The organism is Plantactinospora sonchi (genome assembly GCF_036422035.1).
In the GTDB taxonomy this organism is placed as follows: Bacteria; Actinomycetota; Actinomycetes; order Mycobacteriales; family Micromonosporaceae; genus Plantactinospora; species Plantactinospora sonchi.
In genome coordinates, this window is the sequence record NZ_JAZGQK010000015.1 from 38,397 (window position 1) to 63,927 (window position 25,531).

Annotated in this window: 17 protein-coding genes, 1 pseudogene and 1 riboswitch; of the genes and pseudogenes, 13 read left to right on the plus strand and 5 right to left on the minus strand. The window is 72.1% G+C overall.

What is annotated here, in order from left to right:
* Nucleotides 1-21: 21 nt before the first annotated feature.
* Together V1633_RS18110 and V1633_RS18115 are read right to left on the minus strand one after the other, a co-directional pair.
* On the minus strand, nucleotides 22-1,593 hold the full coding sequence (locus V1633_RS18110; RefSeq protein ID WP_331215516.1) for a hypothetical protein: 1,572 nt from the start codon (nucleotides 1,591-1,593) through the stop codon (nucleotides 22-24).
* Nucleotides 1,593-2,573, minus strand: a complete 981-nt coding sequence (locus V1633_RS18115) for a glycosyltransferase family 2 protein (protein WP_331215517.1) — start codon at nucleotides 2,571-2,573, stop codon at nucleotides 1,593-1,595. The genes V1633_RS18110 and V1633_RS18115 overlap by 1 nt, the downstream gene beginning before the upstream one ends.
* Before the next feature lie 280 nt (nucleotides 2,574-2,853).
* Between V1633_RS18115 and V1633_RS18120 the strand changes: the two genes are divergently transcribed.
* On the plus strand, nucleotides 2,854-3,801 hold the full coding sequence (locus tag V1633_RS18120) for an aldo/keto reductase (protein WP_331215589.1): 948 nt from the start codon (nucleotides 2,854-2,856) through the stop codon (nucleotides 3,799-3,801).
* A 66-nt stretch (nucleotides 3,802-3,867) separates the two neighbouring features.
* On the opposite strand, the gene V1633_RS18125 is transcribed toward V1633_RS18120, so the two are convergent.
* The gene (locus V1633_RS18125; protein ID WP_331215590.1) at nucleotides 3,868-9,621 is read right to left on the minus strand and encodes a ThuA domain-containing protein; all 5,754 of its coding nucleotides are present in this window, start codon (nucleotides 9,619-9,621) and stop codon (nucleotides 3,868-3,870) included.
* 529 nt (nucleotides 9,622-10,150) lie between these two features.
* Nucleotides 10,151-10,259: riboswitch (TPP riboswitch) on the plus strand.
* On the opposite strand from V1633_RS18125, the pseudogene thiE reads away from it, so the two are divergent.
* From thiE to thiC, 7 genes and pseudogenes are all read left to right on the plus strand, one after another.
* Nucleotides 10,254-10,871: pseudogene (gene thiE / locus V1633_RS18130) on the plus strand (thiamine phosphate synthase); the annotation flags it as partial. (Overlaps the previous riboswitch by 6 nt.)
* 110 nt (nucleotides 10,872-10,981) lie before the next feature.
* A complete protein-coding gene (gene thiO / locus V1633_RS18135) occupies nucleotides 10,982-12,160 on the plus strand; it encodes a glycine oxidase ThiO (protein ID WP_331215519.1) in 1,179 nt (392 codons plus the stop codon).
* A 20-nt stretch (nucleotides 12,161-12,180) separates the two neighbouring features.
* Nucleotides 12,181-12,381 (plus strand): sulfur carrier protein ThiS, encoded by a 201-nt coding sequence (thiS, locus tag V1633_RS18140; protein ID WP_331215520.1) that lies wholly within the window; start codon nucleotides 12,181-12,183, stop codon nucleotides 12,379-12,381.
* A 5-nt stretch (nucleotides 12,382-12,386) separates the two neighbouring features.
* Nucleotides 12,387-13,193 carry a thiazole synthase gene (locus V1633_RS18145; protein WP_331215521.1) on the plus strand — a complete coding sequence of 269 codons (807 nt, stop codon included), beginning with the start codon at nucleotides 12,387-12,389 and terminating at the stop codon, nucleotides 13,191-13,193.
* Nucleotides 13,190-13,858, plus strand: coding sequence for a thiamine phosphate synthase (locus V1633_RS18150; RefSeq protein WP_331215522.1), 669 nt, complete (start codon nucleotides 13,190-13,192; stop codon nucleotides 13,856-13,858). The genes V1633_RS18145 and V1633_RS18150 overlap by 4 nt, the downstream gene beginning before the upstream one ends.
* A complete protein-coding gene (gene thiD, locus V1633_RS18155) occupies nucleotides 13,855-14,712 on the plus strand; it encodes a bifunctional hydroxymethylpyrimidine kinase/phosphomethylpyrimidine kinase (RefSeq protein ID WP_331215523.1) in 858 nt (285 codons plus the stop codon). The genes V1633_RS18150 and thiD overlap by 4 nt, the downstream gene beginning before the upstream one ends.
* On the plus strand, nucleotides 14,709-16,301 hold the full coding sequence (gene thiC, locus V1633_RS18160; RefSeq protein ID WP_331215524.1) for a phosphomethylpyrimidine synthase ThiC: 1,593 nt from the start codon (nucleotides 14,709-14,711) through the stop codon (nucleotides 16,299-16,301). Before thiD ends, thiC begins: the two co-directional genes overlap by 4 nt.
* A 60-nt stretch (nucleotides 16,302-16,361) precedes the next feature.
* On the opposite strand, the gene V1633_RS18165 is transcribed toward thiC, so the two are convergent.
* Nucleotides 16,362-18,371, minus strand: a complete 2,010-nt coding sequence (locus V1633_RS18165; RefSeq protein WP_331215525.1) for a TDT family transporter — start codon at nucleotides 18,369-18,371, stop codon at nucleotides 16,362-16,364.
* A 98-nt stretch (nucleotides 18,372-18,469) separates the two neighbouring features.
* Nucleotides 18,470-19,651 carry an ABC transporter substrate-binding protein gene (locus V1633_RS18170; RefSeq protein ID WP_331215526.1) on the minus strand — a complete coding sequence of 394 codons (1,182 nt, stop codon included), beginning with the start codon at nucleotides 19,649-19,651 and terminating at the stop codon, nucleotides 18,470-18,472.
* Between the two features lie 459 nt (nucleotides 19,652-20,110).
* Here V1633_RS18170 and V1633_RS18175 point away from each other — a divergent pair, with 459 nt between their 5' ends.
* The 5 genes from V1633_RS18175 to V1633_RS18195 all read left to right on the plus strand — a co-directional run bounded on the left by V1633_RS18175 (nucleotide 20,111) and on the right by V1633_RS18195 (nucleotide 25,529).
* Nucleotides 20,111-23,245: a sensor histidine kinase gene (locus tag V1633_RS18175; protein ID WP_331215527.1), complete on the plus strand. Its 3,135-nt coding sequence runs from the start codon at nucleotides 20,111-20,113 to the stop codon at nucleotides 23,243-23,245.
* Nucleotides 23,242-23,652 carry a roadblock/LC7 domain-containing protein gene (locus V1633_RS18180; protein ID WP_331215528.1) on the plus strand — a complete coding sequence of 137 codons (411 nt, stop codon included), beginning with the start codon at nucleotides 23,242-23,244 and terminating at the stop codon, nucleotides 23,650-23,652. The genes V1633_RS18175 and V1633_RS18180 overlap by 4 nt, the downstream gene beginning before the upstream one ends.
* A gap of 61 nt (nucleotides 23,653-23,713) precedes the next feature.
* Nucleotides 23,714-24,082 (plus strand): DUF742 domain-containing protein, encoded by a 369-nt coding sequence (locus V1633_RS18185; RefSeq protein WP_331215529.1) that lies wholly within the window; start codon nucleotides 23,714-23,716, stop codon nucleotides 24,080-24,082.
* The gene (locus V1633_RS18190) at nucleotides 24,063-24,701 is read left to right on the plus strand and encodes a GTP-binding protein (protein ID WP_407952050.1); all 639 of its coding nucleotides are present in this window, start codon (nucleotides 24,063-24,065) and stop codon (nucleotides 24,699-24,701) included. Before V1633_RS18185 ends, V1633_RS18190 begins: the two co-directional genes overlap by 20 nt.
* A gap of 108 nt (nucleotides 24,702-24,809) precedes the next feature.
* The gene (locus tag V1633_RS18195) at nucleotides 24,810-25,529 is read left to right on the plus strand and encodes an SDR family NAD(P)-dependent oxidoreductase (protein ID WP_331215530.1); all 720 of its coding nucleotides are present in this window, start codon (nucleotides 24,810-24,812) and stop codon (nucleotides 25,527-25,529) included.
* Nucleotides 25,530-25,531: the final 2 nt, after the last annotated feature.

Consider the following 25,531-nt stretch of genomic DNA (forward strand, 5'->3'; position numbering starts at 1 on the left):
CAACCGGCCGGGCGCCCCGGCTCAGGGCCGGACCGCGGTGGCCCGGAGCGCGGCGACCGGGACCAGGGCGTACCGTCCGTCGCGGGCCACCGCGGCCCCGCCGACCGACTCGGGGATCCAGTTCGGGCGCCTGTTCAGGTCCACCAGCACCAGCTCGTCCGGGCGGGTGGTCTCGGCGGTCAGCTCCTCGACGGTGAGCAGCCGGGGCGTCAGGTTCCAGTAGTAGGCGAGCCACCTCGGGCTGTTCAGGCCGCTGCCGACCACCCAGGCGTACCGCTGGTCGGCCGGCGGCCGGTGGTCGGCGACGAGCCGGCCGGCCCGGGCCGGTTCGGTGACCAGCCGTTGCCCGAACGGGCTGAGAGCCAGCACCCCGAGGTACGCGAGCAGGCCGACGCCGGCGACGGCCAGCACGGTCCGTCGGGCGGCGACCGGGGCGGCGAACCCGGTGGCGAGCCGGTCGAGCAGCACCCCCGTCCCGACCAGACCGACCACCAGGATCGGATACGACCAGTACGAGTGCACGAAGGCGCCGTTGTTGAGGCCGAGGATCCAGCCGGCGGTGAACCCGGCGGCGATCACCAGGTAGCCCCGGGTCCGCCGGTCGAGCAGGGCGACGAGCCCGCCGAGCGGCAGCAGGACGAGATACCAGACCGGTAGCAGGTCACGGGCGTACTGCCACTGTCGGCGGAGGAACTGCCGCACGGTGAAACCGCCGCTGCTGCGCAGTTCGGCCTGGCCGCCGAGCAGGGCCAGCCCGGTGACCCCGACGACAAACACCAGGCTGACCGCGACCCCGACCAGCATGGCCGCGCCGACCAGCAGCACCGCCCGGTCGAGGCGCCGCCGTCCCAGCACGAGCCAGATCCCGAGTACGCCGGCGAGCGCGATCCCGGGCCAGGAGACCAGGGTGCTGAGCAGTGCGGCGAGGCAGGTGACCGCCACCAGCCGGCGCGACGGGTCCGGTTGTCGGCGCAGCCGGACGATCCCGGCGGAGAGGGCCAGGATCGGCCCGAGGTCGATCATCAGCGGGCTGTGCACCCAGTAGAAGGTGGTGGCGACCGTGAGGCCGAGCGCGAGCAGGGTGGCGGACCAGCGGATGCCGAGCCCGCGCAGCAGGGCCGCCCCGGCCGGGATGATCAGCAGGGCGAGCAGGTACGGCGGCAGCCACACCTGGTACTCCCCGTCCCCGGGTAGCAGGCCGGTCAGCGCGGTGAGCAGGTTCATCAGCGGCGGGTGGTGGGCGTACGGCGCGGAGGCGTACGGCGCCCAGTCGGCGCCGAAGTGTGAACCGAGCACCCCGTGCTCCTGCAGGTTCCGCAGGTGCAGGGCGTACCGGCCGATGATCCGGCCCAGGTGGTCGTCGCCGAACGGTGTGTCGAGTCGGGGGAGCCAGGTGAGCGCGACGAGGCCGGTGAGCGCGCCGACGGCGTACCAGCCGCGTCGCTCGGTGCGGTCGGGCCGGGGCGGGCCGGAGCCGCTGTCGCCGCTCCCGGCGGGGGTGGTCGTGCCGGGGACCGGGCCGGTAGTGGTGTCGGCGGCGGTGCCAATGTCCGTGTCACCGGCCGGGCCGGTGGTGGTGTCGGCGGTGGTCATCAGCGGTTTCCGGTGGGCCAGTCGATCCGGGACCGGACGATGAGGTCGGCGAGGAGGGCGACCGCCCCGATGATCAGGCCGGCGCAGAGCAGCAGCACGGTGTTGGTCGCGATCCGCACCGGATGGGCGACCAGGTCGTACCCGATCTTCGCCGTGCCGACGGCGAGCAGCCACAGCGAGGGTGGCATCAGCACCTTGAGCGGGTTGAAGTACATGACCATCCGCAACACCTGCAGGATGTAGCGGTAGGCGTCCCGGACGAAGTGGAATTTCGACGTCCCCGACCGGCGGGCGTAGTCGATCGGTACGTACTGCACGTCGTGCTGGTTGTGCAGGAACGCCATCGTGATCGTGGTGACGCAGGAGAAGCCGGGCGGCAACAGTCGCAGGTACGGCAGCGAGACGTCCCGGCGGAACGCGCGGAGCCCGGAGTTGAGGTCGGGGATCCGGGTACCGGCGAGCCGTTCGGCGATCTTCCGGATGAGCCACTTCGCCGGCACCCGGAGAAACTTGTGGCTGCCCTGTTCACTGGTCCGCGCGCCGACCACCTGGTCGACCTGCGGCTGGCTGAGCAGCAGCCGGACGAACTCGGGGATCCGCTCGTTCGGGTACGTCATGTCGGCGTCGGTCCAGACCACGATGCCGCCCCGGGCCTGCAGGGTGCCGATCCGTCGGGCGGTGCCGGAGCCGCCGTTGCGGTGGAAGGCCAACACCCGCAGGTGCGGGCAGCGGCCGGTCGCCTCGCGGAGGAGTTGCAGGGTGCCGTCGGTCGACGCGTCGTCGATCGCGAGGACCTCGTACCGCAGGCCGCTGGTATCGAGCGCGGCGGTGATCCGTTCGATCTCCGCCAGGACGTGGGCCTGTTCGTTGTAGCAGGGCAGGACGACGGTGACGTCCAACGTCGTGCCGTTGTTGTCCCGGGATATCTGCGCGGGAACCCGGGACAGGTCCGCGTTGGAATGGTCGAATCGGCCCGTCACCGCCATGGGAACCCACGCCTCCGAGCGTCGCGCGGCGACCTGGGAGGGCAGGGAGATCATATCGGCCGCCGGATTCCGCTCACGATATAGCAGTTCCCGGAAAATGCGTTCGACGCGCCGACGTACGGCGATTCACGCTAATCGCGAATCAATTTTGCGAACCGTTCTCGAATGCCTTTCCGCAACGGCTGGGTCGGACGGGTCCCAGTTCCCGGGCCCCGGTCCGGACCGAAACCACGGGCAGGGATCCGTTCCTTGCTAAGTTGATCTTATGAGTGAGATGACGTACCGCCGGTTGGGCGACTCCGGGCTGGTGGTGTCCGTGGTCGGAATCGGCTGCAACAACTTCGGCCGCAAGTTGGACGCCGTCGGCACCCGGGCGGTGGTGGACGCCGCCCTCGACGCCGGGATCAACTTCTTCGACACCGCGGACATCTACGGCGAGCCCAAGGGCGGATCCGAGGAACAGTTGGGCGCGGCGCTGCGGGGGCGTCGGGACGACGTCGTGCTGGCCAGCAAGTTCGGCATGGACATGGGCGGGTTGAACGGCCCGGACCACGGCGCCCGGGGTGCCCGCCGGTACGTCGTCCGCGCCGTCGAGGCGTCGCTGCGCCGGCTCGGCACCGACTGGATCGACCTCTACCAGATGCACGAACCCGACCCGGGTACCCCGATCGACGAGACGCTGAGCGCCCTCGACGACCTGGTCCGGGCCGGCAAGGTCCGGTACCTCGGCAACTCGAACTTCGCCGGTTGGCAGATCGCCGACGCCGACTGGACCGCCCGGACCAACGGCTGGACGCCGTTCGTCAGCGCCCAGAACCACTACAGCCTGCTGCACCGGGACGTCGAGAACGAGGTCGTACCGGCGGCCGAGCGGTTCGGCCTCGGCGTACTGCCGTTCTTCCCGCTCGCCGACGGGCTGCTCACCGGCAAGTACAAGCGGGGTGCCGAGCCCCCGGCGGACAGCCGGCTCGCCGGCTCCTCGCCCCGGTACGCCCAGCGGCTCGCCACCGCACCCTGGGACACCATCGAGGCGATCGAGAGGTACGCCGCCGAGCGGGGACTGTCCATGGTGGAGGTGGCGATCGGCGGGCTGGCCGCCCAGCCGGCGGTGACCTCGGTGATCGCCGGGGCCACCAGCCCGGAGCAGGTGCGGACGAACGCGGCCGCGGGCCGTTGGCGGCCGTCCGCCGAGGACCTCGCCGAGCTGCGCGCCCTGCTCTGAGACCAGCGTCCCGGCCCACGGCGACACGGGGGCGGCCACCGGTGAGGTGGCCGCCCCCGCACCGTCCTAGAGCCGGCCGCCCCGGTTGACCCGGGTCGGGGGACCCGGCCACCGGCCGGGGCCCGGCCCCCACTTTCCCTCGTTCGCCCGGACCCCGGCGGTGCTGGGGTCACCGCCGAGCCGCACGATCATCGCGTCGGCGTCCCGGACCAGCACGTCCCGGATCTCCGCCTCGGCGACCAGCCCGGGGTCCGCGGCGAGCGCCTTGAACTGGCCGAGCTGCTTGATCGCCTTGTCGTCGTTGCCGTTCGCCTCGGCCTGCCGGACCGTGGCGAGCTTGTCCGACAACTGCTTGTGCGCCCTGGCCGACAGCCGACCCGTCGCCTTGAACCGGTCCAGCAACTGCTGCATGTCCCGGAACGAGGTGGTGACGAAGAACCGGACGGTCGAGGTGGTGCTGTTGCCCGCCCTGTCCGTCGCGGTCACGGTCAGCTCGTGCAGGCCGAGCGGCAGCTCGTACATGGCCTGCAGGGTGTTCGGCTGGTACGGCCGGCCGTCCAGCGTGCCGACCGTCGCCCTGATGCCCGAGGTCGGGTCGACCGCCGACCAGTTCACCCGGACGTCCTGGCTGTCCCCGTAGAGCTGGCCGTCGGCCAGCCCGGAGACCAACACGGTCGGCTTCACACCGTCGATCTTCAGCACCGCGGACTTGAGTGTCTCGACGTTGCCGGCCGCGTCGGTGGCCCGGTAGAGCAGCTCGTGCTGCCCGTCCCCGGTCACGTTCACCGGCTCGGTGTACGCCGTCCAGGCGCCGCCGTCCAGCGACCACTCCAGGCGGGTCACCCCGGACCCGGCGTCGGTCGAGGTCAACGTCACCGGAACGGTCCCGTCGCCGTGCCAGCCGTCGTCGGTCGGCGGCGCGAAGGAGGCGCTGCTGACCGGCGCGGTGGCGTCGATCCGCACCGGTACGGACTTCGTCTCCTCGACGTTGCCCGCCTCGTCCGTGGCCCGGAACCGCACCTCGTGGTCGCCGTCGCCGCTGACCGCCACCGGCTCGGTGTACCGGGTCCAGCCGGTCGCGCCGTCGAGCTGGTACTCGATGCCCGCCACCCCGCTGCCGCCGTTGTTGTCGCTGGCGGAGAGGGTGACCGTGACCGGGCCGGTGTACCAGCCGGCGGTCGGGGTCCCCGACACGCTGGCGGTGGTCACCGGCGCGACCTCGTCGGCCACCTCCGTGCTGAGCCGGAAGTAGTCGAACGAGACGGTCTTTGACGCGGTCTGCGCCCCGCCGAGGCTGAACAGACCGACCTTCGGTGTGTCACCGACCGCCGTGTTGGTCAGCGGGGCCAGTTCCGACCAGGTCGTACCGTCGGCCGAGTACGCCGCCGTGTACGTGTTCCCGACCTTCGCCAGCCGCAGGTGCCAGACCGAGGCGGTGAGGTTCGTCGCCTCCGGCTGCGGGTTCTGCACCGCACCGGCGACCTCGCTGCGGAACTCGAGCCGCCGGGACAACGGCTGACCGACCTGGTTGTCGACGATGAAGTCGAACTTCAGGTAGTTGTCGTCGTCGCCGTACACGAGCAGACCGGCCTGCTGGTACTGCTCGGTGAAGAGGCTGCCGTCGACCTTCGTCTCCACGGTCCAGTCGCCGTCCGGCGCGGTCTGTAGGACGAGGTTCGTCGGCCCGGTGTTGCCGGTGCCGTAGATGTCACCGTTCGGTACGTCGACCCGCAGCGCGCCGTCGACGATCCGGTACGCCGCCGGGTCCTCCCGGACGATCCCGTCCCACCGGCACTTGTCGAGCGTGTCGCCGGTGAACTCGTCGGACGGGGTGACCGGGCCGGCCGGCTCGTCCGGCGAGAACTGGAACACGTCGAACTCGGCGTCGACCACCGGCGCGTCGGTGCCGCCGTTCAGTGCGAACAGCCCCACCTTCGGCTCGGTGATGCCGGCCAGCGCGGCCGACCGCCCGACCGGGGTGAAGGTCTGCCCGTCGGCCGAGTACGCGGCGGTCAGGTTCGTCCCGTCGCTGGTCAGCCGCAGGTGAAGCCACTCACCGGCCGGTGCCGCCGTCGAGTCGCCGGACTCGTTGCGCGGCGTTCCGGCGGTCTCCCGGATGAACTCGATCCGCCGGCTGCCGTTGTAGAGCAGATCCAGCTTGGCGTAGTTCTCGTCGTCGCCGTACACGATCAGACCGGCCTGCTGGTAGTTGGCCGCCGCCGCGAGTCTGACCCGGGTGGTGGCCTGCCAGGCGCCGCTCGGTGCCGGTTGCAGCACCAGGTTGCTGGCGTCGTTACGGCTGCCGTACAGGTCGCCGACCGAGGTCGGCAGCACCAGGTTGCCGTCCCGTACCGCGTACAGCTGGTTCTCCCGGACCACCGTCGACCAGCGGTCCTTCTCCAGCGAGGTGCCGGAGAAGTCGTCCGAGCGGGCCCCGAAACAGGATGTGTTCGGTGCCTCCACCCGGATCGACACGTACGCCGAGGACTGCGCGCCCCGCTCGTCGGTCACGGTCAGCGTCGCCACGAAGGTGCCCGCGACGGCGTACGTGTGCACCGCGTCGAGGGTGTCCGCCGTGCCACCGTCACCGAAGTCCCAGGCGTACGTGAGCCCGTCACCCTCGGCGTCACTGGCGGTGCCGTCGAAGGCCACCCGGACCGGTGCGGTGCCGGTGGTCGGGTCCGCGCTGACCGACACCGCCGGCGGCGCGTTCTCGGTGATGCCCCGGCCGACGAAGTCGACCCAGTTGACGTTGAGGATCGCCCCGGTGCCGGTGGCGCCGGCCGGGTTCTTGGCCACGAAGAAGAGCGGACCGCTCACCGTGCTCGGGCTGGCCAGTTGCGCCGTGACGTCGGCCCAGGTCTGCCAGCCGCCGGTGTTCGGCACACTCGCGGTGGCCAGTAGCGGACCGTCCGCCGCACCGGCCCGTACCTCGATCTGCGCGCCGCCGCCGGCCGAGGAGGCCCGGAACCGGATCGCGTCGATGCCGCTCAGGTTCGCCGGGTCGAACGACCAGTAGTCGCCGTCCTCGATGAAGGCGATGTTCTGGAAACCACCCTGGGGATCGCTGGTCGCCTGGCTCTGCACCCCGGGGTCACCGGTGCCGACCCCGCCGGGGGCGCGGCCGGTGGCGGCGAAGTACTCCGCCTGCTTGCGCTTCGGCTGCAGCACCTCGATCGCCCGGCCGGTCAGCGCGGCCGAGCCGCCGGCGCCGCCACCGTCGGTGTACGTCGCCTCGAAGACCGCGAAGATGTCCGCGTCCTCACCGTGTCCGGCGGCCAGCGAGGTCTGCACCAGGCCGGTGCAGCCGGTGTACTCGTCGAGCGGGTGGGCGTGCTTGTCGTGGCCCAGGAAGTACTGCAACTTCACCCGGTCGCAGTCGATCGTCCCGTCCTCCGGGTCGGTCACCTTGACCGTGTAACGCACCTGGTCGCCCCAGTAGAAGAAACCACCCTCCGGCGGGAACTCGATGGTCACCGTCGGGGCGGTGTTCCCGACCGTGACCGGGACGTTCGCCACCGCGGTACGGCCGCTGTCGTTGGTGACGGTGAGCTGGGCGTTGTAGTTGCCCGGCGCGGCGTACGTGTGCGTCGGGTTGGCCTCGGTCGAGCTGCCGCCGTCCCCGAACGTCCAGGCGTAGGTGATCGGGCCACCGTCCGGGTCGCGGGAGCCCTCGCTGGAGAAGGCGACGGTCAGCGGCGACGGGCCGGAGGTCGGGTCGCCGGTTCCGACCGCGATCGGGGCCCGGTCACCGGCGATGTACTCGATCCGGTAGATCCCCGAGTTGTCGTTGTTGCCGCCGAAGCCGCTGCCCCACTCGATCAGGTAGAGCGCGCCGTCCGGCCCGAACTCGAAGTCCATCGGCCGGACGAAGGTCATCCCGGCGAGCAACTGGTTGATGTCCACCAGCGACCTGCCGTCCTGGCTGACCTGGAAGGTGTACATCTTGTTCTGGTTCCACTCGCCGAACATCGCCTTGCCGTCGAAGTACGCCGGCCACTTGCGCTCGGAGGGGTTCTCCGGGTCGTACCGGTAGACCGGTCCGCCCATCGGTGCCCCGCCGCCACCCAGCTCGGGGAACTCGGGGTTGCCGTTGTAGTCGTAGTCGACGGTGGCCGGGATCGCCGGCGGCAGGTTGGTCAGACCGGTGTTGTTCGGCGAGTTGTTCACCGGCGCGGCACAGTCGTACGCCGGGCCGGCCGGCCCGGACGGGAAGGTGAACTCCCGGTACGCGACGTTGGCGCCGACGCAGTACGGCCAGCCGTAGTTGCCGGCCTGCCCGACGATGTTCCACTCCACCGTGTTGCCCGGTCCGCGGTCCGGGTTCGCCGCGCCGGCGTCCGGGCCGTAGTCCGCCACGTACAGGGTGTCGGTGCCGGGGTCGACGCCGATCCGGAACGGGTTCCGGAAGCCCATCGCGAAGATCTCCGGCCGGGTCTTCTCCGTGCCCGGCGGGAACAGGTTCCCGGCCGGGACGGTGTACGTGCCGTCGTCCTCCGGGTGGATCCGGATCACCTTGCCACGCAGGTCGTTGGTGTTGCCGGAGGTGCGCTGGGCGTCGTAGTCCTGCCGGCCGGTCCGCTCGTCGAGCGGGCTGTAGCCGTTCGACTCGAACGGGTTGGTGTTGTCCCCGGTGGCCAGGTAGAGGTTGCCCGCGCTGTCGAACGCCATGCTGCCGCCCGCGTGGCAGCAGGTGTTGCGCTGGGTGGTGACGGTCAGCACGACCTTCTCGCTGGCCGGGTCGAGGGTGTCGCCGACGACGGTGAACCGGGAGAGGAAGTTGTGCGGGGTGCCGTCGTTGGGCGCGTAGTAGAGGTACACCCATTTGTTGGTGGCGAAGTCGGGGTCGAGCCGGATGCCGATCAGGCCGTCCTCGTTGCCGGTGAAGACGTCGAGGTCGATGGCGGTGACGGTGGTGCCGGTGTCCGGCTTGACGATCTGGACCCGGCCGTCCCGCTCGACGTAGAAGACCCGGCCGTCCGGTGCCACGTCCAGCTCCATCGGGTTGCTGGTGTTGCTGTCCAGCGTCACCTTCTCGAAGCTGCTGCTCAGCGAGGCGCTGCAGTCGGCGTCGACCACGCCGGCCGCGGTCTGGATGCCGCCGAGCAGGTGGGCCAGGAACTCCGGTTCGGCGTACGACTGCTGGGTGTGTCCACCCGCCGTGTACCAGGCCCGGCCGCCGTCGTAGTCCTGGCACCAGGCGAACGGGTGGTCGTGGCCCATCGCCCCGGAGCCGGGGGAGTAGCTGGTCTCGTCCAGCGAGGCCAGCACGTGTACGTCGGCACGCGGGTTGTCCCGGAAGTTGTACCACTCGTCGTACCGGGACCAGGTGTCCGGCAACGACTTCGTGGACTCGTGCGCGTGGTCCTCGACCTTGACGGTGGCCTGCTGGTTGGCCGGGTGCGACGCGAAGTACGCGCCGACCAGGTCGCCGTACCAGGGCCAGTCGTACTCGGTGTCGGAGGCGGCGTGCACACCGGCGTACCCGCCGCCGGCCTGGATGTACCGTTCGAACGCCGTCTGCTGATCGGCGTCGAGTACGTCACCGGTGGTGGAGAGCCAGACGACCGCCTGGTAGCGGGCCAGGTTCTGCTCGGTGAACGCGCCGGCGTCCTCGGTCGCGTCGACGGTGAAGCCGTGCTCGGTGCCGAGCTGTCGGATGGCGGCGATGCCGGCCGGTATGGAGTCGTGCCGGAATCCCGCGGTCTTGGAGAAGACCAGCACGGAGAAGGGTTCCGCCGGGGCGGGTGCGGGTGCCGGTGCGGGTGCCGCGAGTGGCTGGCCGACCGGAGCGGCCGTGGCCGGGGTACCGACCAGCATCGTGCTGGTCAGGGCTACTGCGGCGGCCGTGCTGAGCAGGGAGCGGGTGAGGGTGCCAGGACGGTGGCCGGGTGCCCGGTCAGTGGTGGGGGTGCCGCGGACGCGGCGCGGGGTTGCCACGAAGGATCTCCTTCGTCCGATGAGGACAACGGGGGATCCCGGGTACGGCTCGCCGAAGGTCCGCCTCGGGGTGCGGGGCCGATCGTGGCCCGCCGAGGCTTCGACCGGCCGGATTCTGCCTTGTCGTTGAACAAATTAGGGCGAGTACCGGGGGTACCGGAATACGGACGCGAGGTTAATTCCGGTAACGGTTGCGTAACGGCAACGGATTTACCGGATAGGACAGTCCAAGTCGATCTTTCGCGCGTCCGACCGGCGGTCGACCGTCGGCGGTCGATGGTCGGCGGCGGCGACCGGGAGCCGGGGGTGGCGCGAAGCAGGGGGCGGAGGACGGATCGATCCGTGCCGGTGCGTGTGCGATCGGTCACGGGTCTTTACGTCAGCGTTACGAAGCGCGTATCGTCGCCGACAAGTGACCCACGGGAGCCCGGTGTACCGGGCTGAGAGGGGGGCTGGAGCCCCCGACCGTCGAACCTGATCCGGGTAATGCCGGCGCAGGGAGGAGCGTTGCCATGTCATCTCTCGCTCGACTCCATCTCATCACCGACACCCGGCCCGGTCGGGATCCACTGTCGACGGTCCGGGCGGCACTCTCCGTGGCCGGACCCGAACTGGCCGTGCAGGTCCGGGTCGAGGACAACACCGACGACCGGGCCGCGTACGAGCTGGCTCGGGAGATCCTCGCGCTGTGCGACGCGTACGGGGCGGCCTGCCTGGTCAACGACCGGCTGCACGTGGCGCTCGCGGTCGGCGCCGTCGGCGCCCACGTCGGCGCCCGTGACCTGCCGGTCGACGTCGCCCGCCGGCTGCTCGGCCCGACGGCGGTGCTCGGCGCGACCGCCCGTGACCCGGAGACCGGCCTGGCGGCGGTCGACGCCGGCGCCAGTTACCTCGGGGTCGGCCCGTGTTACGCCACCCGGACCAAGGACGGACTGCCGGATCCGATCGGCCCGGCCGGGATCCGCCGGGTCGCCTCGGCGGTGCCGGTCCCGGTGATCGCGATCGGCGGGATCACCGCCGCCCAGGTGTCGGCGTTGCGCGCCGCCGGGGCGTACGGCGTGGCGGTGGTCGGCGCGCTCTCCGTCGCCGTCGACCCGGCCCGGGCCACCGCCGAACTGCTCGCCGCGCTGCGTGCGCCGCTGCCGGCCGACCCCACCCCGGAAGCCGCCGCCGCGGCCGAGATCGACCGAAGTTCGCCACCCGGTGGAGGCGCCAGCGCGCCCTCCGCCGGAGTGGCGACGTGCTGACCGGCGGCTGTCCCGACGTAGCGGTGATCGGCGCCGGCCCGGTCGGGCTGGCCACCGCCTGGCGGTGCGCCGAACGGGGTATGCGGGTCACCGTCTACGACCCGAACCCCGGCTCGGGTGCCGCCGACGTCGCCGCCGGCATGCTCGCCCCGGTCTCCGAGGCACACTTCGGCGAGCGGGCGCTGACCGGCCTGCTGGTCGCCTCGGCCGCCCGGTGGCCCGACTTCGCCGCGGGGTTGACCGACCGGACCGGACTCGACCTGGGCTACCGCACCGAGGGCACCCTCTCGGTCGCGGTCACCTCCGACGACCTGGCCGAGGCGGAACGGCTCTGGGCGTACCAGCGGGAACTCGGCCTGCCGATCACCCGGCTGCGGCCGGCGGAACTGCGCGACCGCGAGCCGCTGCTGGCGACCCGGTTGCGCGGCGGCGCGTTCGCGGCCGGCGACCACCAGGTGGATCCGCGTCGGCTGGTGGCGGCGCTGCGGGCCGCGGTAGCCGCCGCCGGGGTGACGGTGGTGGCCCGACCGGTCACCACGCTCGACGAGGTGGCCGCGACCGCGGCGCGGGTGGTGGTCGCGGCCGGCTGCGGCACGGCCGGACTGACCGGTCTGCCGGTCCGCCCGGTGAAGGGGCAGGTCCTCCGGCTGCGCGCGCCCGGCGGTGCCGCGCCCGGCTTCCGGCACGTCATCGACGGGTACGTCGACGGTCGAGGCGTCTACCTGGTACCCCGCCTCGACGGTGAGGTGGTGGTCGGTGCCACCGTCGAAGAACGCGCCGACCTCGACGTCACCGCCTCAGGTGTGCTGGAACTGCTCCGCGCCGCCACCGAACTGCTGCCCGAACTCGGCGAGTACCACCTGGTGGAGGCACGGGCCGGACTGCGCCCCGGCACGCCGGACAACGCGCCGCTGATCGGCCCGCTGCCCGGCCGGCCGGAGGTGCTGGTGGCCGCCGGCCACTACCGGCACGGCATCGTGCTCACCCCGCTCACCGCCGACCTGGTCGCCGACCTGCTGACGACCGGCGTGACCGATCCACTGCTCGCCCCGTTCGCCCCGGACCGCTTCGGGTCACCGGACCCTGTCCGGGCCGAGCCGGTCCGGTCCGACCCGGTCCGGTCCGACCCGGAGGTCGGTGTCGGGCCGGGTGGGCGGCCCGAATCCGCGTAGTCCCCGAGCCGGGAGGAACCATGGAACTGACCGTGAACGGAGTCGGGCACCGGCTGCCCGGCGAGAAGACCCTGGCCGACCTGGTCACCGAACTGACCCCGGAGAGCCGGGGCGTGGCGGTGGCGGTGAACGGCGAGGTGGTGCCGCGTACCGGCTGGCCGGCGCGGGTGCTGCGGGACGGGGACCGGGTCGAGGTGCTGACCGCGGCCCAGGGCGGGTGAACGCGATGACCACCGTGGCGACCCCCGGGGAAACCGCCGTCGACGAGTTCCGGCTCGGCGGCGAGACGTTCCGGTCCCGACTCATCCTCGGCACCGGCGGAGCCAGCAGCCCGTACGCGCTGGAGCAGGCGATCCGGGCCAGTGGCACCGAACTCGTCACCGTCGCGCTGCGCCGGATCGACAGCGGCGCGACGATGGGCGGCGGACTGCTCGACGTCCTCGCCCGGTGCGGCGTACGGCTGCTGCCGAACACCGCCGGCTGTCGTACCGCCGCCGAGGCGGTGACCACGGCACACCTGGCCCGGGAGGCGTTCGACACCTCGTGGGTGAAGCTCGAGGTGATCGGTGACGAGCGCACCCTGCTGCCGGACGCGGTCGAACTGGTCGTCGCCGCCGAACGACTGGTCGCCGACGGGTTCACCGTGCTGCCGTACACCACCGACGACCCGGTGCTGGCCCGACGGCTCGCCGACCTCGGCTGCGCCGCGGTGATGCCGGCCGGCGCGCCGATCGGCTCCGGGCTCGGCATCGGCAACCCGCACCAGATCCGGCTGCTCCGACAGGCCGTCGACGTGCCGGTGATCCTGGACGCCGGGATCGGCACCGCCTCCGACGCGGCGCTGGCGATGGAACTCGGCTGTGACGGGGTGCTGCTGGCCAGTGCGGTGACCCGGGCCGCCGACCCGGTACGGATGGCCACCGCGATGCGGTACGCCGTCGAGGCCGGCCGGCTGGCCGCCGGAGCCGGCCGGATCCCCCGCCGGTTCCACGCCCTGGCGTCCACCCCGGACGACGGACGGCCCGACCTGTGACCGGGACCGGAGCCCCGACGGGTACGCCAGCGGGGATCGTGGTGGTGACCGACCGCAGGCAGGCGCGCCGGCCACTTCCCGAGGTGATCCGGGGCGCGGTGTGCGGCGGCGCGCGCTGGGTGCTGCTGCGGGAGCGCGATCTGCCACACGCCGAGCGGTTGGCCCTGGCCGAACGGTTGCGGGCGATCCTGACCCCGGTCGGCGGGACACTGCTGGTGGCCGGGCCGGATCCGCTCGACGGCGACGCGGTGCACCTGACCGCCGCCGGGCCGTACCCGCCGCCGACGCTGCGCCTGGTCGGCCGCTCCTGCCACGACGAGACCGAGCTGGGGCGGCTCTCCACAGAGGACTACGTCACGCTGTCCCCGGTCTACGCCACCCCGTCCAAACCCGGATACGGACCGCCGCTGGCGCCCGCCGGGCTCGCCCGACTCGTCGCCCGTACCCCGGTGCCGGTGCTCGCCCTCGGCGGTGTCGGCACCGCCGGGCAGGTCGCGGCGTGTCTGGCCGCCGGGGCGGCCGGGGTGGCGGTGATGGGTGCGGTGATGCGCGCCGACGACCCGGAGGCACTGGTCCGCGCCCTGTGCGCGGCCACCGTCCCCGGCCCGGGCCGGACTCCGGGCGCCACCCCGGCACCGGCCGGCGTCGGCGGGTGGGTCCGGTGACGCCGCCGGTGGCGCTGACCGTGGCCGGCTCGGACTCCGGTGCGGGCGCGGGCATCCAGGCGGACCTGAAGGTCTTCGCCGCCCTCCGGGTGTACGGCACCTCGGTGCTGACCGCGATCACCGCCCAGAACACCCGGGCGGTCCGTGCCGTCTCCCCGGTGTCGGCGGAGATGGTGACCGAACAGTTGACCGCCGTCGTCGAGGACCTGCCGCCGCTGGCGGTGAAGACCGGAATGCTCGGCGGCTCGGCGGTCGCCGAGGCGGTGGCGCAGGCCGCCCGGGACGGGCTGCTGCCGAACCTGGTCGTCGACCCGGTGCTGGTCTCGACCAGCGGACACCGGCTCGGCGCGGCCGACGCGGTCGCCCGGCTGCTGCCGTACGCCCTGGTGGCGACCCCGAACCGGGCGGAGGCTTCGGCGCTGCTCGGCTGGCCGGTCCGTACCCCGGACGAGATGGCGGAGGCGGCCCGGCAGCTCGCCGACCGGGGCACCCGGTACGTGGTGGTGACGGGGGGCGACGCCGACGCGGCCGGGACCGGTTCCGAGCCGGAGAACGCGGTCGACGCGCTCTGGACCGGCACCGGCGTACGGCTGCTGCGTGGACCGTGGGTGCCGACCCGGAACACCCACGGCACCGGCTGTTCCTTCTCGGCGGCGATCGCCGCCCGGCTCGCCCTCGGTGACGAGGTGCCGGAGGCGGTGACCTTCGCCAAGGAGTACGTCAACCGTGCGTTGCGCGGTTCCCGTAGGTGGGAGCTGGGTGGCGGGCACGGACCGCTGGACCACCACGGATGGTCCGGCGGGGACGAGACGGTGGACCTGACAGGTCCTTCAGGAGAGAGGTGGGGCGTGTGAAGGCTCGTCGCAAGGTGTACGTCGAGGGAAGCCGGCCGGACATCCGGGTGCCCTTCGCGGAGGTGGACCTGACCGGGAACGAACCGCCGGTGCGGCTGTACGACACGTCGGGCCCGGGGTCGGATCCCGCCGAGGGGCTGCCGCCGATGCGCGGTACGTGGATCGCGGAACGCGGCGACGTCGCCCCGGTCCGGGGTCCCGGCAGCCCGCTCGCCGGTCGGGACGACGCCCGGCCCACCCAGTTCGTCTACGCCCGGGCCGGGATCGTCACCCCGGAGATGGAGTTCGTGGCGATCCGCGAGCAGATGCCGGCCGAATTCGTCCGGGACGAGATCGCGGCCGGCCGGGCGGTGCTGCCGCTCAACGTCAACCACCCGGAGTGCGAGCCGGCGATCATCGGCAAGGCGTTCCTGGTCAAGGTGAACGCCAACATCGGCACCTCCGCCGTCACCTCCTCGGTCGCCGAGGAGGTGGAGAAACTGACCTGGGCGACCCGGTGGGGCGCGGACACCGTGATGGACCTCTCCACCGGCAAGCGGATCCACGAGACCCGGGAGGCGATCGTCCGCAACTCGCCGGTGCCGATCGGCACGGTCCCGATCTACCAGGCGCTGGAGAAGGTCGACGGCGACCCGGTGAAACTCTCCTGGGAGGTGTTCCGGGAGACCGTGATCGAGCAGGCCGAGCAGGGCGTCGACTACATGACCGTGCACGCCGGGGTACGGCTGGCGTACGTGCCGCTGGCGGTCAACCGGGTCACCGGCATCGTCTCCCGGGGCGGCTCCATCATGGCCGCCTGGTGCCTGGCGCACCACGAGGAGAACTTCCTCTACACCAACTTCGCCGAACTCTGCGAGATCCTCGCCCGGTACGACGTCACGTTCTCGCTCGGCGACGGGCTGCGCCCCGGTTCGATCGCGGACGCCAACGACGAGGCGCAGTTCGCGGAGCTGCGTACGCTCGGCGAGCTGACCAGGGTGGCGTGGGAGCACGGCGTACAGGTGATGATCGAAGGGCCCGGCCACGTGCCGATGCACAAGATCAAGGAGAACGTCGACCTTCAGCAGGAGGTCTGCCACGAGGCGCCGTTCTACACCCTCGGGCCGCTGACCACGGACATCGCCCCGGCATACGACCACATCACCTCGGCGATCGGCGCCGCGATGATCGGCATGTACGGCACCGCGATGCTCTGCTACGTCACCCCGAAGGAGCACCTGGGGCTGCCGGACCGGGACGACGTCAAGGCGGGCGTGATCGCGTACAAGATCGCGGCGCACGCGGCCGACCTGGCGAAGGGACACCCGGGCGCGCAGGCGTGGGACGACGCGCTCTCCAAGGCGCGGTTCGAGTTCCGCTGGGAGGACCAGTTCAACCTCTCGCTCGACCCGGAGACCGCGCGGTCGTACCACGACGCGACACTGCCGGCCGCGCCCGCCAAGACCGCACACTTCTGCTCGATGTGCGGCCCGAAGTTCTGCTCGATGAAGATCACCCAGGAGCTGAAGGAGTACGCCGCCCAGGGCATGAAGGAGAAGTCGTCCGAGTTCATGGAGTCGGGCGGACGGGTCTACCTCCCGATGGCCTGACCAGCCGCCGGACGGGGAACCGGGTGGCCGGGCAGCGGTGACCCGACCGGGTGGAAGCGGTCAGTCGGCGTGGTGGCGGCCGGGTCGGCGCAGCGAACGTCGCCCGCCGTCACCCGGGTCCAACTCCGTCGCCGGGTCAGGCTGGCTCAGACCGCTCACCCAGTCGACGTACTCCTCGTCGCGAGCCGACACCGGCTCTTCCGTCCGGCCGCGTCTGCGCGGATCCCGCTGGCCGGGTACGCCCGGTCCGGCGTCCGGCTCGCCGGCCGGATCGGGCGCGGACGGCTGGCCGGACCGGTTGCGCCGGAACAGGCCACGCCGGCGGCCGGGCGAACCGGTCTGGTCCGGCCCGTCGGTCGACACACCGTCGGGGCCCTGCTCCCGGTCGGTCGGCGGGACGACGGCGGTCCGCTCCGGGTCGTCGACCGGACCGGTACGGTCGCCCGGACCGGTGCCGGCCGGACCGGCGGTCGGCACCGGTGCGGTCAGCTCGTCCTCGGTCGACGTGGCGGGCGCCGACGACCGTGGACCCGGTGTCACCGGAGCCGGAGCCGGAGTCACGGGTGCCGGTGTCGGAGTCACGGGTGCCGGAGCCGGTACGGACGGCCGCTGGGCGGGTGCGGACGGCCGCGCCGGCGGTACCACCGGTGGTGGCGGCGCGGCCGGCGGGGTCGGGTGTGCGGCCGGTCGTGGTGGCGCGGCTGGCGGGGTCGGGGACGTGCCCGGTACCACCGGGAGTACGCCGGCAGAGCTCGGCGGCGTGACCGGTGCCGGCTTCGGTGCCGGCTCTGGAGCGGGTGTCGGCGCCGAGGTGGCGCCCGAGGTCGGCCAGAAGTCCTCCACACGCAGCGGCCGGTTCCCCGGGCGGTACGCCGACCGGTCGGCGCCCGTGATCTCCGCCGTCGGTTCGTCACCCGGCCGGTCGGGTCCACCGACGCCCGGCGTCGCGGGGGCGCCGAACCACGCCTCCGGCTTCGGCGCACCCGTCGACCGGTCCGGCGTGGTGGTCCGGCTGGTCGGTTCGTCCGTCGGTTCGGGTGGCGGGACGATGGTGACGGTGGGTTCGTCGGTCGGGGGGATCCTGGTGGTCGGTTCGTCCGTCGGCCTGGATGGCGGGACGATCGTGACCGTGGGTTCGTCGGCCGGGATGATCCTGGTGGTCGGCTCGTCGGGGGTGTCGCGGGACGTGGTCGGCCCGGGTCCGTCCGTCGTTTCCGGGCCGGTTAGGGGCCAACGGAGCACGGCGGCGAGCCCGGAGCCGACGGCACCCGCCGCGACGGCGACCAACGCACCCCAGTACGGCGCCGCCTGGTAGCCGTCGGCCGAGCCGCCGGCACCGGCGAGAAGGTATGCCATCGCGAACGTTGCCGGACCCACCAGACCGGCGGTGGCGACCACCGGCACCGGGCGCCCGTCCCGGCGCGCCAGCGCGCCGATCAGTGCCCCGACGACCAGGGCCAGCGCCGGCATGAGCACCACCGCGAGTCGCTGGGCCGAGCCGGTACCCAGCCAGCTCGGGTCCAGCGCACCGAGGCGTACGGCGGGCAGCGGATCGGTGGGTCCGAGGGACGGCAGGACCGAGATCAGCGCGAGCAGCCAGCCGAACCCGACGAACGCGGCGACGTTGTGGGCGACCGTACGCCAGTGCAGTGTCGCCACCGCGGTGGCCAGTCCGACGACCGCCCCGAGCAGTGCCGTGGTGCCGACCGCGGTCACCGGGTCGACTCCGGCGACCTCGGCCGTCCGGGCCGGCCGCATGGACAGCGGTGCGACGACGAGCGCCCCGACCGTCGCCCCGATCGCGGTGACCAGTCGGGTGCCGGTCGCCACCGGCAGGTCGTACCGCCGGGTGAGCAGGTGTGCGACGACCGTGCCGGCCACCGCGGCGACCAGCGCGAACCAGCCGACCCAGACCAGCTGGGCCGGCCACTGGTTCGCGGTCGTCGCCTCGAACGCCCGGTTGAAGCGGACGATGCCGAGGCCGTACGCGATGCCGAGCTGGCCGGCGCCGGCGACAAGCCCGACGCCGAGCGCGGTGAGCAGCACCTTGCCCCAGGTCCGGAAGGCCATGCGGGCACGTTACGCATCCGGTGGCCCGGCCCGCCACCCGGAGCCGGCGGGAAGGGCGGGGCGGGTCGTGCAGCACCCCGCCCCGCCCTCCGCGGCGGTCAACCGGCCAGGCGCCACCGTCCGCCCCGGGCCACCAGCAGGGTCAGCGCCTGCGGCATCAGCCCGGAGTGGTTCTCCGGAGTCATCCGGATCGGGCCGGAGAGCCCGTCGGTCTCCGAGGTCTCCAGCAGACCACGGATGGTGTCCCGGTTCGGCGCGCCACCGTTGCCACTCGCCCGGCCGACGGCGTCCACGACCAGCTGTACGGCGTCCGCGGCGAACGAGGAGTAGCCGTAGTAACCGCCGAACCGGGCGGTGTAGTCCAGGAACCACTGCTTGCGGGCGGCCTTCGCCGGGGTGGTCGCGATCACGTCGTCGATCGCCATGGTCTGGGTGAAGACCATGGTGGTGTTCTCCGCCGAGCGGGGACCGCTGCCGAGGAAGAGCTCACCGGCGGCCACCCCGTCGAAGAAGACGTCGCCGGCGAAGTCCGCCTGCGCGAGGCTGGCGCTGGCCAGGGTGGCCTGCTCGGCCGGGGTCCAGACGATCACCGTGTCGGGGTCGGGGGTGACCAGGGCCCGGACCGCCTGGCTGACGTCGGTGTCGGTGGGCTGGACGGCACGGGTCCGGATGAGCTCGATGTCGGCCTTCGCGAGTTCGGCGGTGAGGGTCTGAACGCCCTCCTGGCCGTACTTGTCGTCGGTGTGCAGCAGGGCGACCTGCTTGGCCTCGCGGGTGGTGAGCTCGGAGACGATGGCGGCGGCGTTGTCCTGGGCGTTCGGGCCCAGCTTGAACATGTAGCGGCGGTCGGTGGCCGGAGCGGCGACCTCGCTGGCCGGGGCCAGGGCGATGGTCGGTACCCGCTTGTCGTTGACGGTCTTCGCCGCGCTGATGGCGCACTCGTTGCAGCTGCCCATGATGATGGCGCTGATCGCCGGGTTGCTGGTGAAATCGCCGATGTTGCTTTCCGATACCTTCTGGTCGAACCGGTTGTCCCGGACGTCCAGTCGGAGCTTCCGGCCACCGAGTGCACCGGACTTGTTCACCTGTTCGACCTTGAGTTCCAGTGCGCGCTGGTAGGCCTTGCCGACCTGCGCGGCCGCACCGGAAAGCTCCAGGTCGGCGCCGATCAGGATTTCGCCGGTCTCCTGTTCGGCGTCGCCGAACTGGCAGCCAGCCAGCGAGGTCGCCATGATGACCGACGCGAGTAGCGCGGGTATCGCGGAGCGGATGGGCCTCAACTCAGTCCTCCAAGAATGCGGCGCGGGTGGGGGCCGGGCCGCGTCGCCGACAGCGTCCTCCACAATGGATCCGAGGACGGATCTGCCGTACGGTGCGCGCGAAGCCTTCAAACCCGCAAAACCTTGCCAATGCCAGGCTCCCGGGTCAAGCGCGGGATAGTCCGGGCTGGTTTCGGGACGACGGGTCTCACATAGTGATAAGAGGGGGTACGGGTGGGGCGTAACTTTCCAGATGCGAACGACCACTCTAGCGATACATGCCCTGATCAGAGGCTTGCAACTTTGCCGATGCGCTCGGCTCGAGGGTAGTGGACGCGCTATGGTGTCCGTTCGCTACCCTACCGTCGCTTCACAAAGCGGCCTTCTTCTGATGAAATCGCGGCCGTGCCGCGTGCGGCTCGATCCGCTGCAGCAGGCATCGGTCGACGGGTCACGTACAGAAACGACGGAGGCGATGTCGTGAGCACCGGACCTACGACCCTGCCCGCCAAAGAATCGCGGGAGGGGACCACACCGCGTCGGCGGTGGTTTCCCCGGCTCCGGGACACCCGGATCCGGTCCAAACTCGCGCTGATCCTTGTTGTACCGGTCGCCGCGGTCATCGCGCTCGCGTCGATCCGGCTCGTCGACATCGGACGCGGGGCCTACGACGCCACTGTGGTCCGGTCCCTGACCGAACTCTCCACCGACGTCTCGGCACTCACCCAGGACATGCACCGGGAGCGGATGGCCGCGGCCCGCCTGCTCGCCAGCCCCCGGGCCAACGCCGACGCCTACAACACCTCCGTCCGGAACACGGACGAGCGGATCGCCGCCTACAACGACCGGCGCGCCGAGGTCAGCGACGTGCCCGCCTCGGTCGAGACCCAGTTGGAAGTCATCGACGACCGGCTGGCGACGCTGAACGGAACCCGCCAGGAGGTGCTGGACCGGCAGGAGATGCCGGCCGCCGAGGCCGTCCTGCGGTACGGCGTCATCGTCGACGCCCTCGTCTCGTACGGTGACGCGCTCGGTCAGCTCTCCGGTGAGAGCGCGGTCGGTGACAGCCTTCGTACCCTCTCCGCGTTGGCGCAGGCGAAGGAGGCCGTCGCCGAGGAGGAGGCGGTCGTCTACAGCGCGCTCAGCGCCGGACAGCTCGACGAGGAACAGTTCTCGGCCTTCGTGGCCACCCTGACCAGCCAGCAGGAGGCGCTGCTGGCTTTCGCGGCGTCCGCCAACGCCCGGCAGTCCTCGGTCTTCAACGGCGCGGTCACCGGTGACGCGGCACTGCTCGTCGACCAGGTCACCCAGGACCTGACCCGGTCGGTCGGCCAGCGCTCCCCGATCTCGGCGAACGACGCGGCGATCGCGATCGGCGCGATCAACGACCTGATGCGCTGGGCCGAGACGCGGCTCGAGGTGGACATGCTCGACCAGGCCGACGCGGCCCGGTCCGAAGTGGTCCAGCAGGCCATCGTCGAGTCGGTGATCGTCCTGCTGACCCTGATCGTCGCGCTGGCGCTCGCGGTGATCCTCGCCCGTTCGCTCAACCAGTCGCTGCGCCGGCTCCGTGAGGGCGCCCTCTCGGTGGCGAACCACGACCTTCCCGAGGCGGTCAAGCGGCTGCGCGACATCGGCAACATCGGTGACGGTGGTGTCGACGAGATCGTCCGGCAGGTCCGGGACCCGATCCGGCTCAACAACAAGGACGAGGTCGGCCAGGTCGCGCTGGCGTTCAACGTCGTACACAAGGAGGCGGTCCGGGTCGCCGCCGAGCAGGCGGCCCTGCGGACCAGCGTCTCGGCGATGTTCCTCAGCCTGGCCCGTCGAAGCCAGACGCTGGTTGACCGGATGATCGGTGAACTGGACGCGATCGAGCGTGGCGAAGAGGACCCGAAGCGGCTCGCCCAGCTCTTCGAGCTCGACCACCTGGCCACCCGGATGCGCCGTAACGACGAGAACCTGCTCGTGCTGGCGGGTGCGGACTCCACCGCTCCGCGGCGTGAGGACGCGCTGCTGATCGACGCGCTCCGGGCCGCGCAGTCCGAGGTCGAGCTCTACAACCGGATCGAGTTCGGCACCGTCGACACGGACATCTCGGTCGCCGCGCACGCGGTCAACGATGTGGTCCGGCTCGTCGCGGAACTGCTCGACAACGCGACCCGCTTCTCGCCCCCGCACACCACCGTCGTCGCCGACGCCCGACGGATCCGGGACTACGTGCTGGTCCAGGTCGAGGACCGGGGTCTCGGGCTCAGCGAGGAGCAGATGGACGCGCTGAACCGTCGGCTCGCGGAACCGCCCGCGGTCGACGTGGCGGCCTTCCGGCTGATGGGTCTGGCCGTCGTCGGTCGGCTCGCCCACCGGCACGGCATCCGGGTCGACCTGCGGCGCAACGTGGACGGCGGAACGGTCGCCCAGGTCACGCTGCCGGCCAGCGCGATCGTGCTGCCCAAACCCCGGGGTCGGGACCAGGTGCTCGGCCGGCCGCGGCAGCCGCTCGCCGTCGAGCCCGGTCCGTCCGCGATGAACCCGGCGCCGACGACCTCGAACGGGAACTGGTCGGAGCCGTTGGCGCCGGCCGGTGCGTCCCGCGCCGCGACCCTGACCGACCAGTGGCGCAGCGCGGCGCCGGCACAGCCGCAGTGGCAGACGACGCCACCGGTCCCGGAGCCGTCACGGCCGCTGCCGGTCAACGCCGGTGCACCGCCGGCCCAGCCGCCGACGCAGCTGACCGCGACGCAGCTGTCGGGTGCGCCGACGCCGACGTACCAGACGATGGTCCCGTCCCAGAGTCCGCCGCCGCCGCACCCGGGTCTGCCCGCCGCCGCGGGGTTCAGCTCGCCGACGGTGGCGTACCCGACGGTCGGCTCGCTGCCGCAGCGCAGCCCGGGCAACCCGACCTCGCTCGCCGGCAACACCCCGGCTCCGGCTCCGGCGCCCGCCGCCGGCCTGCCGGCCGGTCCGGTCGCGGGGATGCCGGTCGCCGGCCCGCCGGCCACCAACACGGCGAGCGTCGCACCCCGGCTGGAGGACACCGGCGACTCGCCGATCTTCCGCGAGATGGAGGCGGTCTGGTTCCGCTCACACGGATCGGACGCGACCGCGATCTTCACCGTCCCGCCCGGCGGTTACCAGCAGAACCCGGCGGCTGCCGCGGCTCCGATGGCGGCCCCGGCGAACACGGCGACGCCGGGCCGGACTCCGCTGGCCGCCCGTACCCCGGGCCGCTCGGCGCCGCCGCCGGCTCCGTACAGCCCGCCGTCGCCACCGCCAGCGGCTCCCGCTCCGGCACCGGCTCCGGCTCCGGCGGCACAGCCGACGAGCCCGCCGACCGGGGCCTGGCGGACGGCCGCCGACGAGGGCTGGGCTCTGGCCAGCCGGGCGGCGGAACCCTCCACCGCCGGCACGACCCGCTCCGGTCTGCCGAAGCGGGTACCGCAGGCACAGCTGGTTCCCGGCGGTGTCGAGACCAAGACCGGTCGGGATCGGACCCGGCGCACCCCTGACGAGGTACGCGGTCTGTTGTCGGCCTACCACCGGGGCGTCCAGCGCGGCCGGACAGCCGGCGTGGACCAGAACGGCATCACCTCAACCAAGGAGACCAGCGGATGAACAGGCCAGCAGCGATGCAGGACATGAGTTGGCTGCTCACCAACTTTGCCGACAGCGTCGCGGGGATCGCCCACGTGGTGGCGGTCTCGGCGGACGGTCTGCTCCTCGCCTCGTCCCGCGACCTGCCCGCCGACCGGGCGGACCAGCTCGCCGCGATCACCTCCGGGGTGGTCAGCCTGACCGACGGGGCGTCGCGGATGTTCAGCGCCGGCGGCGTCCTGCAGACCGTCATCGAGATGGACAGCGGATACCTGTTCCTGATGTCGATCAGCGATGGTTCCTCGATGGCCGTGCTGGCGGCGCGGAGCTGTGACGTGGGTCAGGTGGGATACGAGATGGCCCTGCTCGTCGAGCGGGTGGGTGCGGCGCTGGTGCCGCTGCCGCGCGAGGCTGTCTCGCGTCCCTAGTACGGCTTGTCAGGAATGGACCGGTGCGACCGCAAGACGAACCTGAGGAGGTGACCGCGACATGGAGGGACGACGTGAGGATCCGCGGGGTGCTCTCGTCCGCCCGTACGCGGTCACCCGCGGTCGCACCGAACCTCGCCAGGACATCGCGCTCGAAGCGGTGCTCTCGGCGAGTCCGGCCGCGGTCGTCGAGTCCCGGTTCGCCGGTCATGACAAGCACCGCATCGCCACGATCTGCGAGGGCCGGGCGCAGTCGCTGGCGGAGATCGCCGCGTACGCCCGGTTGCCGTTGGGTGTCGCCCGGGTTCTGGTCGCCGACATGGTGGCGGACAGCCTGCTGACGTTGCACAGTGCCGCTCCGCCGTCGGAGGCGTACGAGGAGCGGATGGAACTGCTTGAGAGGGTGCTAAGTGGACTTCGCAGGCTATGACCCGGCCCGGTCGCGCCCCGGCGGTGGAGGTGGAGGGGGAGGCATCACCTCCGCCAAGATCGTTATTGCCGGCGGCTTCGGGGTCGGTAAGACGACGCTGGTCGGCGCCGTCTCGGAGATTACTCCGCTGACCACGGAGGCGGTGATGACCGCGGCCGGGGTCGGCATCGACGATCCCTCCAAGGTGCCGGGCAAGGAGACCACCACGGTCGCCATGGACTTCGGCCGGATCACCATGGCCCAGGACCTGATCCTCTATCTGTTCGGTACCCCCGGACAGACCCGGTTCTGGTTCATGTGGGACGAGATCATCCGGGGTGCGGTCGGCGCGGCGGTGCTGGTCGACACCCGGCGGATCACCGACGCGTTCGCGCCGCTGGACTACTTCGAGAACCGGAACCTCCCGTACGTGGTGGCGTTGAACTGCTTCGACGGCGCGCCGCAGTACGAGTCGGAGGAGGTGCGGGAGGCGCTGGCCATCGCGCCGCACGTGCCGCTGGTGATGTGCGACGCGCGGCACCGCGAGTCGGTCAAGCACGTGCTGGTGAACGTGGTGCAGCACGCCATGGCGACGCTGCGCGCCGAGCACGGCCGGGGGCGTCCGACCCCGGTCGGCTGATCCGCGTGAACCCTCCGGGACACGGCCGGGCCGGGTCCCGGAGGGCGGATCCGCCGGTCCGTGAGGAGGCCTTCGCGGCTCGGTTCCGCACGGCGGAAGGAGCGGCACATGGCGCGGCGCGACGGGCGGGACAGCGGCTGCGTTGTTGTCGTCGGCGGCACCTCCGGTCTGGGCCGGGACCTGGCCGGGCACTATGCCGGGCGTGGCCGCGACGTTGTCGTGACCGGGCGTGACCCCGGGCGGGCCGAAGCGGTGGCGGCCGAGATCGGCGGTCGGACCACCGGTGTCGCCGTCGACCTCGCCCAACCCGGCGGTGTCGCGGAGGCGCTGGCCGGGATCGGCCTGGTCGGGCACCTGGTCCTCGCCGCCTTCGTCCGGGACGTCAACCGGGTCGCGGACTACCAGATCGACCGGGCGGTCAGCCTGGTCACGGTCAAACTGGTCGGCTACACCGAGGTGGTGCACACGTTGCGGTCCAGGCTCGTGCCGGACGCCTCGATCCTGCTCTTCGGCGGCGGTTCGAAGGACCGGCCGTTCCCCGGTTCGGCCACCGTCTCCACGGTGAACGCCGGCGTGGTCGGCCTGGTGAACGTGCTGGCCGCCGAACTCGCCCCGGTACGGGTCAACGCCCTGCACCCGGGCATCGTCGCGGACAGCCCGTTCTGGGCGCGGCAGCCGGCGGAGGTGCACGAGACGTACCGGGCCCGGACCGCGACCGGGCGGCTCACCACGATGGCGGACGTCACCGACGCCGCCGTATTCCTGTTGGAGAACCCGGCCGTCAACGCGGTCAACCTCAACCTCAACGGCGGCACCGGGCTGCTCTGAGC